The organism is Desulforamulus putei DSM 12395 (assembly GCF_900129195.1).
Classification (GTDB): domain Bacteria; phylum Bacillota; class Desulfotomaculia; order Desulfotomaculales; family Desulfotomaculaceae; genus Desulfotomaculum; species Desulfotomaculum putei.
Window position 1 is genome coordinate 19975 of the sequence record NZ_FQUY01000017.1, and the last position, 15426, is coordinate 35400.

19 protein-coding genes are annotated in these 15426 nt (G+C 51.0%); 17 read left to right on the forward strand and 2 right to left on the reverse strand.

What is annotated here, in order from left to right:
* Positions 1 to 48: 48 nt before the first annotated feature.
* The 9 genes from BUB67_RS11035 to spoIIM all read left to right on the forward strand — a co-directional run bounded on the left by BUB67_RS11035 (position 49) and on the right by spoIIM (position 7471).
* Positions 49 to 267, forward strand: a complete 219-nt coding sequence (locus BUB67_RS11035; RefSeq protein ID WP_073239486.1) for a 4Fe-4S binding protein — start codon at positions 49 to 51, stop codon at positions 265 to 267.
* Positions 264 to 1331, forward strand: coding sequence for a 3-methyl-2-oxobutanoate dehydrogenase subunit VorB (locus BUB67_RS11040; RefSeq protein WP_073239487.1), 1068 nt, complete (start codon positions 264 to 266; stop codon positions 1329 to 1331). The genes BUB67_RS11035 and BUB67_RS11040 overlap by 4 nt, the downstream gene beginning before the upstream one ends.
* Positions 1331 to 2080 carry a thiamine pyrophosphate-dependent enzyme gene (locus BUB67_RS11045; RefSeq protein WP_073239488.1) on the forward strand — a complete coding sequence of 250 codons (750 nt, stop codon included), beginning with the start codon at positions 1331 to 1333 and terminating at the stop codon, positions 2078 to 2080. The genes BUB67_RS11040 and BUB67_RS11045 overlap by 1 nt, the downstream gene beginning before the upstream one ends.
* A complete protein-coding gene (locus BUB67_RS11050) occupies positions 2081 to 2629 on the forward strand; it encodes a 2-oxoacid:acceptor oxidoreductase family protein (RefSeq protein ID WP_073239489.1) in 549 nt (182 codons plus the stop codon).
* A gap of 120 nt (positions 2630 to 2749) precedes the next feature.
* The gene (locus tag BUB67_RS11055) at positions 2750 to 3883 is read left to right on the forward strand and encodes a M20/M25/M40 family metallo-hydrolase (RefSeq protein ID WP_073239490.1); all 1134 of its coding nucleotides are present in this window, start codon (positions 2750 to 2752) and stop codon (positions 3881 to 3883) included.
* Between the two features lie 6 nt (positions 3884 to 3889).
* A complete protein-coding gene (locus tag BUB67_RS11060) occupies positions 3890 to 4099 on the forward strand; it encodes a hypothetical protein (protein ID WP_073239491.1) in 210 nt (69 codons plus the stop codon).
* A 352-nt stretch (positions 4100 to 4451) separates the two neighbouring features.
* Positions 4452 to 5531 (forward strand): DUF3866 family protein, encoded by a 1080-nt coding sequence (locus BUB67_RS11065; protein ID WP_073239492.1) that lies wholly within the window; start codon positions 4452 to 4454, stop codon positions 5529 to 5531.
* 429 nt (positions 5532 to 5960) lie between these two features.
* The gene (locus BUB67_RS11070) at positions 5961 to 6635 is read left to right on the forward strand and encodes a hypothetical protein (protein ID WP_073239493.1); all 675 of its coding nucleotides are present in this window, start codon (positions 5961 to 5963) and stop codon (positions 6633 to 6635) included.
* A gap of 203 nt (positions 6636 to 6838) precedes the next feature.
* Positions 6839 to 7471: a stage II sporulation protein M gene (gene spoIIM / locus BUB67_RS11075; protein ID WP_238457031.1), complete on the forward strand. Its 633-nt coding sequence runs from the start codon at positions 6839 to 6841 to the stop codon at positions 7469 to 7471.
* A 53-nt stretch (positions 7472 to 7524) separates the two neighbouring features.
* Here spoIIM and BUB67_RS11080 read toward each other — a convergent pair whose 3' ends face one another.
* Together BUB67_RS11080 and BUB67_RS11085 are read right to left on the reverse strand one after the other, a co-directional pair.
* The gene (locus tag BUB67_RS11080; protein WP_073239494.1) at positions 7525 to 7980 is read right to left on the reverse strand and encodes a DUF441 domain-containing protein; all 456 of its coding nucleotides are present in this window, start codon (positions 7978 to 7980) and stop codon (positions 7525 to 7527) included.
* 101 nt (positions 7981 to 8081) lie between these two features.
* Positions 8082 to 8318, reverse strand: coding sequence for a hypothetical protein (locus BUB67_RS11085; RefSeq protein ID WP_073239495.1), 237 nt, complete (start codon positions 8316 to 8318; stop codon positions 8082 to 8084).
* Between the two features lie 137 nt (positions 8319 to 8455).
* On the opposite strand from BUB67_RS11085, the gene BUB67_RS11090 reads away from it, so the two are divergent.
* The 8 genes from BUB67_RS11090 to sigF all read left to right on the forward strand — a co-directional run bounded on the left by BUB67_RS11090 (position 8456) and on the right by sigF (position 15406).
* Entirely contained in the window at positions 8456 to 8722 is a 267-nt protein-coding gene (locus BUB67_RS11090; protein ID WP_073239496.1) for a hypothetical protein, read from the forward strand.
* 74 nt (positions 8723 to 8796) lie between these two features.
* Complete coding sequence (gene xerD / locus BUB67_RS11095) at positions 8797 to 9687, forward strand: site-specific tyrosine recombinase XerD (protein WP_073239497.1); 891 nt, start codon at positions 8797 to 8799, stop codon at positions 9685 to 9687.
* A 27-nt stretch (positions 9688 to 9714) separates the two neighbouring features.
* Complete coding sequence (locus BUB67_RS11100; RefSeq protein ID WP_073239498.1) at positions 9715 to 10896, forward strand: phosphopentomutase; 1182 nt, start codon at positions 9715 to 9717, stop codon at positions 10894 to 10896.
* A 26-nt stretch (positions 10897 to 10922) separates the two neighbouring features.
* Positions 10923 to 12248, forward strand: coding sequence for a pyrimidine-nucleoside phosphorylase (locus BUB67_RS11105; RefSeq protein ID WP_073239499.1), 1326 nt, complete (start codon positions 10923 to 10925; stop codon positions 12246 to 12248).
* 174 nt (positions 12249 to 12422) lie between these two features.
* Positions 12423 to 13676: a D-alanyl-D-alanine carboxypeptidase family protein gene (locus BUB67_RS11110; protein WP_073239500.1), complete on the forward strand. Its 1254-nt coding sequence runs from the start codon at positions 12423 to 12425 to the stop codon at positions 13674 to 13676.
* Positions 13677 to 13806: 130 nt separating this feature from the next.
* Positions 13807 to 14145, forward strand: coding sequence for an anti-sigma F factor antagonist (gene spoIIAA / locus BUB67_RS11115; protein WP_073239501.1), 339 nt, complete (start codon positions 13807 to 13809; stop codon positions 14143 to 14145).
* 14 nt (positions 14146 to 14159) lie between these two features.
* The gene (gene spoIIAB, locus BUB67_RS11120) at positions 14160 to 14606 is read left to right on the forward strand and encodes an anti-sigma F factor (protein ID WP_073239502.1); all 447 of its coding nucleotides are present in this window, start codon (positions 14160 to 14162) and stop codon (positions 14604 to 14606) included.
* A 17-nt stretch (positions 14607 to 14623) separates the two neighbouring features.
* A complete protein-coding gene (gene sigF, locus BUB67_RS11125) occupies positions 14624 to 15406 on the forward strand; it encodes an RNA polymerase sporulation sigma factor SigF (protein WP_073239503.1) in 783 nt (260 codons plus the stop codon).
* Positions 15407 to 15426 lie beyond the last annotated feature (20 nt).

Sequence of the window (15426 nt, forward strand, 5' to 3'; positions counted from 1 at the left end):
ATTTTTTATACCAATATATCAATTAACCAATCAAGGAGGGAATAAAATTTGGCCACAGTATCATTCCGGGAAGAACGTTGCAAAGGATGCGAATTGTGCATTACGGTTTGTCCCGAAAAGATTATAGTCCTGGCCGATCACTTCAATGCCATGGGTTTTCACCCGGCTACGGTGGTGGAAATGGATAAATGCAAGGGCTGCGCTATGTGCGCCCGCATGTGTCCGGACGTAGTCATTGAAGTTGTAAAGGAGGAGAAGCAGGCTTGAGCAAGGTACTGATGAAAGGGAACGAGGCCATCGGCGAAGGAGCCATCCGGGCCGGCTGCCGTCATTTCTTTGGTTATCCCATTACCCCCCAGAGTGAGTTACCCCACTACCTGGCAAAACGTATGCCGGAGGTGGGCGGCGTTTTTTTACAGGCGGAGAGTGAAACGTCCTCCATTAATATGGTGTATGGGGCTGCCGGCGCCGGTTTCAGAGTGATGACTTCCTCCTCCAGCCCGGGATTGAGTCTTATGCAGGAGGGAATTTCTTACCTGGTAGGGGCTGAGCTTCCCTGTGTCATCGTCAATGTTATGCGCGGGGGGCCCGGCCTTGGCAACATCGCCCCGGCCCAGTCCGACTATTTCCAGGCTGTCAAGGGCGGCGGCCACGGGGATTATAAGTTAATCGTACTGGCGCCCGCCTCTGTGCAGGAAATTATCGATCTGATGCAGGTGGCCTTTGACCTGGGCGACAAGTACCGGACCCCGGTCATGCTGGTTGGGGACGGTATCCTCGGGCAAATGATGGAACCGGTGGAACTGGCCGATGAGGTGACAGTGCCCGAGATTGCTGCCAAACCCTGGGCCGCCGGTGGCTTACAGGGCAGAGAAAAACCCAATATTATCAATTCCTTATACATCGTGCCCGAGGACTGTGAAGAACTGAATAAAAAACTGTTTGCCAAGTATGATGTGATTGCCGCCGAAGAAACCCGCTGGGAGGAATACCGGTTGGACGATGCCGAAATCGTGTTAACCGGGTTTGGCACTGCGGCCCGTATTGCCAAATCCGTGGTGGATAAAGCCCGGGCGGAAGGCATTAAAGCCGGTTTGATCCGACCCATTACCCTGTGGCCTTTCCCGTCCGAGGTTTATGCCAGAGCTGCGGAGCATGCCCAAAAGTTTCTATGTATTGAAATGAGCATGGGACAAATGCTTGAAGACGTAAGGCTGGCTGTCAACGGCAAGAAGCCTGTTCACTTCTATGGCCGCAGCGGCGGCATGGTACCCCTGGCCAAGGATGTTCTGGCAGAGGTTAAAAAAATCATGGCAGGGGGTGCTGAATAATGGCAAAGGTTATATTTAAGCGTCCGGAGGCCCTGACAGATAAGCAGTTTCACTATTGCCCCGGCTGTACCCATGGCATTATCCACCGCCTGGTGGCTGAAGTGATTGACGAGATGGGGATTCGGGACAACACTGTGGGCGTATGCCCCGTCGGCTGTTCCGTATTCGCTTATGATTATTTTAACGTTGACATGTTCCAGGCCGCCCATGGTCGTGCTCCTGCCGTGGCCACCGGCATCAAGCGCACATTGCCCGACCGCATGGTGTTCACCTACCAGGGGGACGGTGACCTGGCTTCCATCGGAACCGCGGAAATCGTTCATGCCGCTGCCCGTGGCGAAAAGATTACCACCATCTTTGTCAATAACGCCGTTTACGGCATGACCGGCGGTCAGATGGCGCCCACCACCCTGCCGGGCCAAAAGACCACCACCACCCCCAAGGGACGGGAAAAGGATGCTGCCGGCCTGCCCGTAAAGGTTTCCGAAATGCTGTCCACCCTGGACGGGGCGGCTTATATTGCCCGGGTTTCGGTACATGACCCCAAGCATATCTTGCAGGCCAAGAAAGCCATTCGGAAGGCCTTTGAAGTGCAGCAGGCCGGCCTGGGCTTTGCCCTGGTGGAAGTGCTCTCCACCTGTCCCACCAACTGGGGCCTGTCACCCAAAGAGGCCCTAAAGTGGCTGGCGGAAAACATGATTCCGTACTATCCTCTCGGTGTGTACAAAGAACCGGCGGAGGTGAAGTAAATGCTGCAGGAAATTTTAATCGCAGGCTTTGGCGGACAGGGGGTTCTCTCCACCGGCCAATTGCTGGCCTACGCGGGGATGATTGAAAATAAACAGGTGGCCTGGATTCCTTCTTACGGTCCGGAAATGCGCGGCGGTACCGCCAACTGTGGTGTTACCATTTCCGACGAACCCATCAGTTCACCCCTGGTCACCGAACCCACCACACTGATCGTAATGAACCGTCCCTCCCTGGATAAGTTTGAAAAAGCCGTGGTGCCCGGAGGGTACATTTTAATCAATTCTTCACTGGTCGACCAAAAGGTAAAACGGGACGATGTTCAGGTGATGGAAATTCCGGCCAACCAAATTGCCGAGGAACTGGGCAATACCAAGGTGGCAAACAACGTGATCCTTGGCGCCTTAATTGAATTAACCGGCATTGTCTCCATTGAGTCTGTGGTAGAATCCTTAAAGAAAGTTCTGCCTCCCAGGCGCCACAACATGATCCCGGTTAACCAGCAGGCACTGGAAAAGGGCGCTCAATTGGCCAGGGAAATGAAAAAATAAAAAAGAATACGCTCCGTCAAGCCGGCAGCATATAAATGAATGTATGCTTCCGGCTTGACTTTCTTTTGTCCATGTATTAAGTTGGTGGACAACAGGTAGAAAAATCTGGAGGTGACCCCTTTGGTTAACACAGAAAGATTAATTCAGGAGTTTATGGAACTGGTCCAGGTGGACAGTGAGTCCGGCGCAGAGCGGCAGTTGGCCGACCTGCTCAAGGAGAGACTGGCAGCCCTGGGCCTTGAAGTATTTGAGGACAATGCCAGTGGTTTTGTAGAGGTAGGCCGGGGAACCGGCAATGTCATTGCCACCCTGCCGGGAAACGGAGGAGAAGGGCCCCCTTTGCTGCTCTCCGCCCATATGGATACCGTAAAACCCGGTCAAGGAGTCAGACCCCGGCGGGAAAACGGTATGATCACCTCCTCCGGAGATACCATTTTGGGTTCCGATGATAAAGCAGGCATTGTGGCCATATTAGAATGCCTGCGGGTTATTAAGGAGGAGAATATTACCCACGGCGGCGTCCAGGTGGTCTTTACCGTGGCGGAGGAAATCGGCCTGGTGGGCGCCAAAAATTTGGACTACAGCCGTATTAAAGCCAGGGTCGGTTTTGTTCTTGACAGCGGTGGACCTCCGGGTGAAATCATCATTAAAGCCCCTACCCAGTACAGCTTAACCGCCACCATCAAAGGGAAAGCAGCCCATGCGGGAATTGCTCCGGAACAGGGCATTAACGCCATTGTGGTGGCATCCCATGCCATTGCCAACATGAAGGTAGGCCGTATTGACGAAGAAACCACTTCTAATATCGGCTTGATTTCCGGCGGTGTAGCCACCAATATTGTACCGGAACAAACCACCGTCAAAGGGGAAGCCCGCAGCATCAACCCCACCAAAGCAAAGGACCAAATCGACCACATGGTGGACGAAATTAACAAGGCGGCGGAGAAATTCGGAGCCACAGCGGCAATTGATGTGGTAAAAGAATACGACCCCATCAATTTAGCCCCGGAATCCCTGCCGGTCCGTATTGCCATGCAGGCAGCAGCAAACATTGGGGTAAAACCATTCCTGGGGCAAACCGGCGGTGGCAGTGACGCCAATATTTTCAACGGCCAGGGCATTGCCTGTGCCAATTTAGGCATAGGCATGTCCAAGGTTCACACCACAGAGGAATTTATTACTGAAGAAAACCTGGTGGCAAACGCACAATTCATGGTTGAGATCATCAAGGCGGCCCAGGGAATAAAGGAGTAGTGTGCCATGGAAGGTCTGGGTCTTAACGCTACCCTGCTGGCCCAACTCTTCAACTTTATTGTTCTCGTGCTGATCATGGCAGTGTTCGGTCGTTTGGTCTATGTTCTATTAACAGGCCGTACTTCTAGGAAACAGTTCGGGAAAATGGAAGAGGAGTTGCGTGAAATAAAAACCCGCCTGGGCGAGATTGAGAAGAAGTTGGATAAGAAGGGGTAGCAGTTTCCACCATTCCCAGGCTGGAGAAAACTATAGAGGAGCTAACCCGCCGGCTGAATGAACTTGAAAAGAAGCTGGAGCGAAAAGAATCTTTGCCGTTAGACAAAGAAGGTTAGGGTATTTTTTTCACCATGCTAAACAATTATACCGAGTTAATAATTCTTGGTGAAAAGCCGGGTTTGGATTAAGGAAGGCAGTAACGGTTTAGTGAAGGGCAATTATGTAAATAATTTCCACAGAGGGTTTTATTTAGTTTACATAACAATCCTGTTTTACTTAATACAGAGAAAAGCTGACTAAAGATAAACCCTTATATGTACAGCTTGATTACCAAAACCAAGGGGGCTTTATTTTGATTCGTACTCGTTTGGGGGTCGTAAGGGAAGTCATCGTAAGCAGGCCGGGAATTACGGAATGCCTGGTGGAGGTGGAGGGCGAGAGCCGGCGGGCCGTCAATTATGACGGCCTCACGGGATCGCTGCGGCCGGGAGACCGGGTGATTTTAAATACCACCGCTGTTTATAAAAAGTTGGGCACCGGAGGTGCTCATTTTGTTATGGCAAACCTGTCCAACCCGGAAAAAGAACTTTCAGAAGAAGGACATATCATGAAGTTGCGGTACAGCCCCTGCCAGGTCAAAGTCCTTGCTGTGGAGGAGCCGGACAGTCTCTACGCGGAAATCATGCAGCAAACCGATTCCCTGGCAGGAACCCCGGTGATTGTTGGAACCCTTCACAGCATGATTGCTCCGGTGGCGGCCGTTATTAAAAAACTGGGGGGCGACAGGTTGAAGGTAGCTTACCTGATGACCGACGGCGCAGCCTTACCCATGGCTCTCTCCAGAGTGGTATTTGAGCTTAAGGAAAAGGGACTTATTCACCAAACCGTCACCTGTGGCCATGCCTTTGGGGGTGACCTGGAGGCCATCAATATCTACACGGGATTGCTGGCCTGCAAAGCCGTGGCCGGGGTGGACGTGATCATCGCCGCCATGGGACCGGGCATTGTGGGCAGTGGTTCCTGCTATGGATTTACCGGGGTGGAGCAGGGTGAAATAATCAATGCCGTCAATATCCTGGGAGGCAAACCCGTTGCCATTCCCCGTATCAGCTTTGCGGATGCCCGGGCAAGGCACCAAGGCATCAGCCACCATACCCGTACCGCCCTGGGGAAGATCGCCTTAACAAAAGCCACGGTGACTTTGCCGAAACTGGAGCCGGCAAAGATGGAGCTGTTGCTGCAGCAGGCAGAACAAAGCGGCATCAGCCAGAAACATGACATTGCCATTATAGATGCCCAACCGACACTGGAGGCCCTGCAGGAATACAACTTGCAAGTCACCACCATGGGCCGGACCGTTGAGCAGGACCGTGAATTTTTCCTGGCCGCCGGTGCTGCCGGTGTTTATGTCACGGATATCTTAATATCCTAGGTGCCGGACATCTTTTAATTATTTCTTTAAATAGCCGCATACTATTCCATTTTATGCGAAAGGAACATAACCAACGGTCTTGCCAAATAGAACTGTAAACAACTTGTGTTATATCAACCAGGATCTGCTTAGCTTAGTGTAGCTTTGATTAAATCTTGCACAGTATTGTACCGACCTGCATATTCCCGTATAAGTCTACATAAATCCTTTGCTTTACAGAAGAAATAGACTTTGTCGGCATAAACGCCTGGGTCACGGTTGTCCCTCCTTACTGGTTATGGGACAGTATATGAGGAGGGGATAGACATTATGTATGAGAAGATCAGTTTATGAAAGATAAAGCAGATAGGCTTAGCAGACGCGGCGGGATCTTACAATTTTATGGACTTGATATTTTCATCGGATAAGCCTTGGGAGGGAGTTAGCAGGATGAAATTTGTTACCCTTACAGCCAATGCCAGCGGGGCCGCCCGGGCTGCCCGGGAGGGGTTGGTGGTGATGGTGGTGGACGTTATCGACATGTCCACCACTCTGGAAGCTGCCCTGGATGCCGGGGCTCTGGCTGTTTTAGGAGCCAGCCCGGACGGAGCGTCCCCGCCGGTGGAGCTGAATCCCGCAGCCATTGGCAGACGGGCGGCGGAAATGGCCCTGGCGGCGGGAACCGGCGTGGTCCTGGTAACGGAACCCCGGGTGGGCACTGACCGGGAAAGGGCCGAGAATGCTTCCAGGCTGCTGGCGGGGGTGTGCCAGGCTGGAGCAGAAGTAACCGCCATTATCCCCAACTTGGGGGCCGAGACCCCCAAGATCTGTGACCTGGCCGGTAAAGTTGTGGTGGCTGCCACCGGAACCGGCGGTGTTGCTTACGATGCCGCCTTTACCGCCGGCGCCCCGGCAATAATCACCGGCACGGTGGCCAGAACCCTTAAAAAGAAAGGTTCCGCCCCGGCCAGGGCCGCCGCCCGGAGAGCCATAGAAGCGGCTCATCAATACAACACCGGCATCTGTGTGGTGGCAGCCAGCGCCAACTCTCTGGAGGACCTGCTGGCGGCTGAATACATTATGAAGGCGATCATCGAAGAGGGTTTTTTAACTGTGAAAAAGTAGGTCCCCTGCACTGCCCCCCTCACCCCAGGTTTAGGCCGGGATCTGCGGGGATAATGGAATCACCCACCCCCGGGTTTGTCTACACCCTGAGACCCGATCAAGCGGTCCGGGGCTTTCTTGATTCCCGGTACTATTTGGCCTGACCCCTAGCATAAATATGTACAGGAGTTGTCAACAGTTCCTGGACATGGCGGGGTGATGGCTTGGCAAAAAGTTTTAAAAAAATGTGGAAATCCTCCTTGCGTGAGAGCTGGCCCATTTATTTGTTAGCGCTGGTAACCCTCATTGCCGGGATTTGCTTCGGCAGTTGGGGTGCCCACAACCTGGACAGTTCTCAAGCCGGTCAGCTTTCAGTGGTTTTGGACAGCTTTGTCAACCAGGCAGGCAGTATCATGGTGGACCGCCCCCAGGTGGTGAAAAGCGCCATTACCAATAATCTTTTTTTTATCGGTCTCGTTTATTTTCTGGGGCTTACCGTCATTGGGATGCCGGCCATCCTGGCCCTGCTGTTTGCCAGAGGGTTTTCCCTGGGATTTACCGTGAGTTTTCTGACCAGGGATAAGGTCGGTGAAGGGATGGTCATTGCCTTGACCTCGGTGGTGCCACAGAATATCCTGCTTATTCCGGCCATCTATATGGCCGGTGTGGTGGCTTTGTCCTTTTCCTGGCTTCTCATCAGAAGGTTTCTTAATTCCAGACATCCTGTGCTGCCGGGGCTAATCGGGTACCATGTGCTGATTCTGGTTGTCTGCTGTATTGCCGCAGCGGCGGGTCTGGTGGAAGCCTTTATCACACCGGACTTAACCAAAGCAGCAGTGAATTTATTAATTAAATGACCTGATAACGGAATAAAAAACAGGCTCCGGCGCTTACACAGGCAGGAGCCTGTTTATTTAAACCAGTAAATCACTTCCAAAAATAGGGCTGTCAAACCTGCAGCCATTAACGGTCCAATGGGAATGCCTCCCAAAAAAACGATGCCGATAATGGAACCAATCACCATGCCAAAAATTAACTGGGGGTCCAGTTTTAGCAGTTTGAGACCTTCGCCATTCATATGGGTGGCCAGCGCTCCGCCAATTAATGCCAGAATGCCCTGGGGTGAGAGGGTTGCTTTCAACAAATCCCAATAAACCAGATTATCATGGGCCAGAGGGACGAGAACGGATAACATCAAAAAGATCAAACCCGCCTCAAGGCCTCGTCGTTCTAAAATATTGATAAAGCGGTTTAGCTTGCTTAATTTCAGAATTAATAAAATACAGGCTGAAGTGGCCAGCAAAGTAGAGTCGGCAGCAAAACCCATTAATAATAAAGCCAGTAAAAATATGTTCCCCTTTTGCAACCAATCCACCTCCCAACTTCTACCACCCTCAACTCATCCTATGCTTGGTAAAGAAAACAATATACCAAAAAAAAGACCCTGCATTGAGGGTCGGCTTGAAACTATTTTTTTTGTTGTAATTCCATAAGATGACTATGGAAGGACAGCATGTTGGCATGCATATTTTCAAATCCTCCCCGGATGCTTTCCAGCGAACGTTTGGTTTCTAAAATAAAAGTTTTTGCGTTGTCAAAGTAACGTTCTACTTCTTGTTCTGTGCCTAATATTAATAAAATTAAGATTAAAAAAAGAGTGAAGGGACTTTGACTGTCTAGTGCACGAAAATGATTTTGATCCATAGGGGCACCTCCGTGATATTTATATCCTTACTGTAAGGATATGGGTATATTTCTATTTTTGTGATAGTCCATCTTTTTTGATTTCGGATTTGGTCAGGTATATTTATTTATAAAGTGAAATAAAAGGAGGGTATCGTGTGCTGGTCGTTTTCATTACCAGGATTAAGCATAAGATCTTAAAAGGATTGAGGTTTGCGCTGGTCCTTATGATACTGGCTATTTTATTGTCGCAGCTGGCGGGTCTGTTGAAGGCTGCCGGGTTTTACACAGAGGAGAAAATCCCCAGCGGCAACCCGATGAAAGTAATGGCGCCGGTCTCCGAGGCCTGTGACGATGAAAACGAGTATGGTATTTTGGAACATTTAATAGAACAATTACTAAAATATAAACATGGGGAAAAATAAAAAAAGGAAATCTATGGATTTTGTTGAAGTAGTCCAAAAAATTTGGACTACTTTTTATGTTAAGGAGGAGGGAAATGGAACGCTGGTTGGAAGAATTCATCCACTACCTGGCAGTTGAGAGGGGTCTGGCCCAAAATACATTAGCCTCCTACCGAATAGACCTCAATCAGTATCTGACTCATTTAAGAGGACAAGGGGTTACTTCCCCGGGACAGACGGACCGGAACCATATTTTGTCGCATCTTTATAAATTACAAAAGGAAGGGAAGGCGCCTGCCACCGTCTCCCGGCATTTGGCAGCCCTAAAGCATTTTTACCGTTTTTTACTGGCCGACGGGGTGATCTCGGAAGACCCTACCGCCAGCCTGGAATCCCCCAAACTGGCCCAGCGACTTCCAAAGGTGCTTTCCACCACGGAAGTGGAAACCCTGTTAAGCCAACCGCAATTGGCAGATCCTGCAGGAATCAGGGATAAAGCGATGCTGGAACTGATTTATGCCACCGGCATCCGGGTTTCTGAACTGGTGTCCTTGAACCTGCAGGATGTTGAACTGGACATGGGTTATATCCGGTGCTTTGGCAAAGGGTCCAAGGAACGCATTATCCCCCTGGGTTCAGTGGCAATCCACTACGTGCGGGAATACCTGTCCAGATCGAGGGTCAAACTAACCAGGGGAAAAGCAGAACACCCGGCGCTTTTTGTCAATGTGCAGGGGAAGCGATTAACCCGGCAGGGTTTTTGGAAGATTATCAAGAAATATGCCCGGGAAGGGAAAATTGATAAGCCCATCACACCCCACACGTTAAGACACTCCTTTGCCACTCACCTGTTGGAAAACGGAGCGGACCTGCGGGCGGTGCAGGAAATGTTGGGCCATGCGGATATTTCCACCACTCAGATTTATACCCACCTCACAAAAGTCCGGCTGCGCGAGGTTTACACCAACGCCCACCCGAGAGCTTAAGAAACCATTGCATAAGGAGTGATTCCTTTGGGTCAAAGAAAAGTGAACAAAGTAACGTTAATTGTTTTGGACAGTGTGGGAATCGGAGAACTGCCGGACGCCGGTGACTATGGGGATCAAGGAAGCAACACACTGGCCAATGTGGCCAGGGCAGTGCAGGGATTAAAGCTACCCAACCTGGGCCGGTTAGGGCTGGGCAACATTCATCCCATTAAAGGGGTTCCGGCAACTGCCGAACCCTTGGGAGCCTACGGCAAAATGGCTGAAAAATCAAAGGGGAAGGATACCACCACAGGACACTGGGAACTGGCCGGTATTATTTTGGAAAAGCCCTTTCCCACCTATCCCCAGGGTTTTCCCCCGGAAATTATTACGGAGTATGAAAAAAGAATCGGCCGCAGGGTGCTGGGCAATGTGGTGGCCTCCGGCACGCAAATTATCGAGGAACTGGGACAGGAACACATGGCCACCGGTTCCCCCATTGTTTACACCTCGGCGGACAGTGTGTTCCAGGTGGCGGCCCATGAAGAAATTATTCCCCTGGAGGAACTCTACCGGATATGTGAAATTGCCCGGGAAATGTTAGACGGTGAGCACAGGGTGGGCCGGGTCATTGCCCGTCCCTTTGTGGGACAGCCCGGTTCCTTCAAACGGACCGCCAACCGGCATGACTATGCTGTGCCCCCGCCAACTCCCAATATTCTTACGCTTCTGCAAGAGGCCGGTATTAAGACAATGGGTGTGGGCAAAATTTATGATATTTTTGCCGGCGTGGGGATTTCCGAAACGGTTAAAGTCAAAGACAATATGGATGGCGTAGACCAAACCATAAAATTCATGAAAAACTCCCGGGAGGGCCTCATCTTTGCCAACCTGGTGGAATATGATTCGGTTTACGGGCACCGTAACGACCCGGTGGGTTACGCCAGGGCGTTAGAGCAATTTGACCAAAGGTTGCCTCAAATTATGGATGCCATGCTGCCGGACGAGGTTTTAATCCTCACTGCGGATCATGGCTGCGACCCCACCACCGACAGTACCGACCACAGCCGGGAGTATGTTCCCCTGCTGGTATACGGCAAACCGGTGAAGGGAGGCGTCAATCTGGGCACCCGGGCGTCCTTCAGTGACGTGGCTGCCACCCTGGCGGATTTCTTCGGCCTGCCCTTTAAGATGGGGTCAAGCTTTGCGGCCCAGGTTTTACTTTAAAAAGGGAGAAAAGAGGGATTTATACCATGCGCATGGTGGACATCATTCTTAAAAAAAGACGGGGACAAGAACTGAGCACCGAAGAAATAAACTTCTTTATCGAGGGCTATACCAGGGAAAATATACCGGATTACCAGGCCGCTGCCTTCCTGATGGCGGCCTTTTTTCAGGGCTTAACTCCCAGGGAAACCGGGGATTTAACCCTGGCCATGGCCCGTTCCGGGGACCAGGCAGATTTATCTTCCATACCCGGTCGTAAGGTAGATAAACATTCCACCGGCGGCGTGGGAGATAAAACCACACTGGTACTGGGACCGCTGGTGGCAGCCGCGGGGGTGCCGGTGGCCAAAATGTCCGGCCGGGGGTTGGGTCATACCGGCGGCACCATTGACAAGCTGGAATCCGTTCCGGGCTTTCAGGTAGCCATGGACAACAGGAGCTTTCTGGACCAGGTGAACCGGGTAAAGCTGGCGGTGGTGGCCCAAACAGGGCACCTGGCCCCGGCAGATAAAAAACTTTATGCCCTGCGGGATGTTACCGCCACTGTAGACAGCATCCCCCTGATTGCAGCTTCGGTTATGAGCAAAAAGATTGCTGCCGGAGCGGATGCCATTGTGCTGGACGTCAAGGTAGGCAGCGGGGCCTTTATGAAAAGCCCCGGGGAGGCCTTTACCCTTGCCGGGACCATGGTGGACATCGGGACCCGGGTGGGGCGGCAAACCGTGGCCCTGGTTACCGACATGGACCAACCCCTGGGTAATGCCGTAGGCAATGCTCTGGAAGTCAAGGAGGCCATTGATACCCTCAAGGGCAAAGGTCCCCGGGACTTGCGTGAGTTATGTCTAACATTAGGCAGTGAGATGATCCTGCTGGCCGGGCTTGCAAGGGACCTGGAAACTGCCCGCAGCCGCCTGGAGCAGATCCTGGACAGCGGTCTGGCCCTGGATAAGTTTAGAGAGTTCATCACTGCCCAGGGTGGCAATGCGCAGATCATTGAAAGATATGAACTGTTGCCCCATGCTCCCATTGCCCAAACCGTATTTGCTGATGTTGAAGGTTATGTTAGAGAAATTCAGGCTGAACAAGTGGGCCTGGCGGCCATGACCCTCGGGGCCGGACGTGCCACAAAGGATTCGGCCATTGATTTGTCCGTTGGCGTGGTGCTTCATAAAAAAGTTGGAGACAAGGTTAATGCCGGAGATCCAATGTTTGAGATATATGCCACGAATAGAGAAAATGCAGTCCTGGCGGAGAAGATTATCCGCCAGGCTTACAGCATCGGCAAGGAACCACCGGTCAGAAGAAATCTTATACTGGGGAAAGTAACAAAAGAAGGAGTATCAGAGTGTTGACAAACCACTTCCGGTAAGCAGGTAGACTGGCTATTCCAAAAGCGAGTGGAGCGTTCGGCTGCGTTGCTTTAAATTTTTTCCAAAAACTCCCTCCCTTTTTTACAGCATATAACATCGCCAAAAGATAACAATAATAGGAGCAGATGAAAAGAGAACCTTGGAGGGGGAAAGTCAATGAAACGAAAGTTTAAATTTATCCTAATCAGTTTAGTCTGTCTACTCTTATCCTTAACGCTTTGTTTATCTTCCGCCATGGCAGTGCCAGCAGCTCAAAACCCGGCGAAAACTCGGCAAAGTGAGGGAAGCCAGGGGCCAAAGCCTGCTCCCAAGGACAGCGTGGGAAGCAAGTCTTCCTCTTCATCCCAGCTGGAAACCACTGCTGAGACGGCTGTTTTGATGGATTACAGTTCAGGGCAAATTTTACTTGATAAAAACATGCACCAGTCCCGGCCCATGGCCAGTGTCACCAAGTTAATGACCATGCTGCTGATCTGCGAAGCAGAGGCCCAGGGCAAAATTAAAATGACGGACAAAGTGGTAATCAGTGAACATGCCGCCAGCATGGGTGGTTCCCAAATTTTCCTGGAGCCCGGCGAAGAAATGACCGCAAAGGAATTGTTAATTTCTATTGCCACCGGCTCCGCCAACGATGCCAGTGTGGCCATGGCCGAACAGGTTGCCGGTTCAGAAGAGGCCTTTGTGGCTATGATGAATGACAAGGTTAAGGAAATGGGGTTAAAGAATACTCATTTTTCCAATCCCACCGGTTTGCCAGTAGACAATCACTATACATCCGCCTATGATATGGCCCAGATACTGCGTGAATGTCTGAGGTATCCTTTATTCCGGGAAGTTTCTTCCATTTACGAATATGACCTCCGGGGTGGGGAGTTCAAGCTGTGGAATACCAATAAGCTCTTGAAATGGTATCCCGGAGCCGATGCCGGTAAAACCGGTTGGACCAATGAAGCCAGTTATTGCCTGGCTGCATCGGCAAAACGGGACGGTTTGCGTCTTGTTTCGGTGGTACTGGGCTGTCCCATGCCGCGTACTCATTTCCAGGAAACCATCAAACTGTTCAACTATGGTTTTGCTAGGTACAAGGCAGTGAACCTGGCCGAAGCAGGACAGGTGGTCAAGGAAATTGCGGTTGGCAAAGGGGAAATTGACAAGGTTAAAGTGATTACCAAAGATCCCGTTGGTCTGGTGGTCCCCAAAGGGCAGGAGAAAACCGTACAGGGCAAAATGAACCTGCCGGACATGCTGGATGCCCCCGTCAAAAAGGGACAGGTAATTGGCAACTATGTCTTAACCAAAGACGGCCGGGAAGTCCTCAAAGTGGATCTGGTGGCAGCCCGGGACGTCAAGAAAGCTTCACCTGTGCAACTGTTAAATGATATGCTGGACAGAGTTTACAGCCTGGATTAATTTGAAAAGCAGCCGTTCACCATACGGCTGCTTTTTCGACATTCATTTTGGAAAAATTTAGAAGGAATTACCCGGACTAAAGTAGAACTTGCCACCAGTAACAAGATATTAGGAAGGAGAGACTGGCGGGATGCACTTGGACATGGAATATCAACAGGATACCTTGCTGGCTCGCCTGGGAGGAGAATTGGACCTGGGTGTGGCGGATCAATTGCGTAAAGCTTTAGATAATCAATTAACGGAAAAGAAAATCAAATACTTAATCTTAAACTTATCCCGGGTCACCTTTATTGACAGTTCCGGGTTAGGCGTCATCTTAGGTCGTTACAAGCGTCTGGTCCATTCCGGGGGTAAAGTCATTCTGGTGGGGGCACAGCCGCAGGTGAAAAGAATCCTGGAGCTCTCGGGCCTCCTGCAAATCATGGAAGATTATCCGGATGAAAACCAAGCCCTGAGCAAGATTGTTTAAAAGGAGTGGTTATGGTGAAGATTCTCAACCGGTGTACCCTGGAGTTTACCAGCATTCCGGAAAATGTGGCTTTTGCCCGGGTGGCTGTGGCAGCCTTCGCCTCACAGTTGGACTGTACCTTGCCGGAGTTGGAAGAAATTAAGGTGGCTGTTTCCGAAGCGGTGGGCAATGCCATCATTCACGGCTACCGCAATAGACAGGATAAAACTGTGCGCGTGAACGTTACTATTTATAAGGAAGGTTTAGAAATACGGGTGGAAGACAGCGGTGCCGGCATTGCCGATATCGACCTGGCCATGCAGCCGGCTTATTCCACCGACCCTGAACGAATGGGATTGGGATTTGTTTTTATGCAGTCTTTCAGTGATCGCCTGCAGGTGGATTCATCTCCGGGGAAGGGTACCACGGTGACCATGTTTAAACAAATCGGGCAGCGTGGAGCTAAAGCACGGGCAAATTAAGAAAAGGCGGGCTGCCCATGAGTTCAACCAAGCTTTTAGAAATGAACCTTCCCCGCTTCCCCCTGCTTGGCGACAAGGAAATGAGGGATCTGCTGAAAAAGGCCCAGGCCGGGGACACGGAAGCCCGGGAAAGATTGGTAAACTGTAATTTAAAATTGGTCTTTAACCTGGTACAGAGGTTTAACAACCGGGGTTACGAACTGGAGGACCTGTTTCAAATTGGCTGTATCGGATTAATGAAGGCCATTGACAAGTTTGACCTGTCCTATGATGTAAAGTTTTCTACCTATGCAGTACCCATGATAGTAGGTGAAATAAGACGTTTTCTCAGGGACGACAGCCCGGTAAAAGTAAGCCGTTCCCTGAAGGAAACCGCCTATAAAATTCAACAGACCCGGGACCGCCTGACGGCCAGGTTGGGACGGGAACCCTCCATCAACGAAATCGCCGATGAACTGGGCTTTGGCCGGGAAGAAGTGGTTAATGCCCTGGAAGCTGCTCAAACGCCAACCTCTATTTACGAAACACTGCATCAGGACGACGGCGATCCCATTTATATTCTGGACCAGTTAAGGGGGGAAGAGGACGGGGACTCCCCCTGGCTGGAGAAACTGGCGGTCAAGCAGTTGCTGATTGAACTTCCCGAAAGGGACAGGCAGATCCTGCTGTGGAGATTTTTTGAAGACAAGACACAGTCCGAGGTAGCCCTCCGCCTGGGACTTTCCCAGGTCCAGGTATCCCGGTTGGAGCGTCAGGCCTTAAGAAAATTAAAGAAACTAATTATGGAAACCGGCAGCTGAAAAAATTCGGTCAAAGCGGC

Coding starts and splice junctions, on each gene's coding strand:
- BUB67_RS11045 (WP_073239488.1), top strand. CDS start 1,331: ATGGCAAAGGTTATATTTAAGCGTCCGGAGGCCCTGACAGATAAGCAG.
- BUB67_RS11050 (WP_073239489.1), top strand. CDS start 2,081: ATGCTGCAGGAAATTTTAATCGCAGGCTTTGGCGGACAGGGGGTTCTC.
- BUB67_RS11060 (WP_073239491.1), top strand. CDS start 3,890: ATGGAAGGTCTGGGTCTTAACGCTACCCTGCTGGCCCAACTCTTCAAC.
- BUB67_RS11070 (WP_073239493.1), top strand. CDS start 5,961: ATGAAATTTGTTACCCTTACAGCCAATGCCAGCGGGGCCGCCCGGGCT.
- BUB67_RS11085 (WP_073239495.1), bottom strand. CDS start 8,318: ATGGATCAAAATCATTTTCGTGCACTAGACAGTCAAAGTCCCTTCACT.
- xerD (WP_073239497.1), top strand. CDS start 8,797: ATGGAACGCTGGTTGGAAGAATTCATCCACTACCTGGCAGTTGAGAGG.
- BUB67_RS11105 (WP_073239499.1), top strand. CDS start 10,923: ATGCGCATGGTGGACATCATTCTTAAAAAAAGACGGGGACAAGAACTG.
- BUB67_RS11110 (WP_073239500.1), top strand. CDS start 12,423: ATGAAACGAAAGTTTAAATTTATCCTAATCAGTTTAGTCTGTCTACTC.
- spoIIAA (WP_073239501.1), top strand. CDS start 13,807: ATGCACTTGGACATGGAATATCAACAGGATACCTTGCTGGCTCGCCTG.
- sigF (WP_073239503.1), top strand. CDS start 14,624: ATGAGTTCAACCAAGCTTTTAGAAATGAACCTTCCCCGCTTCCCCCTG.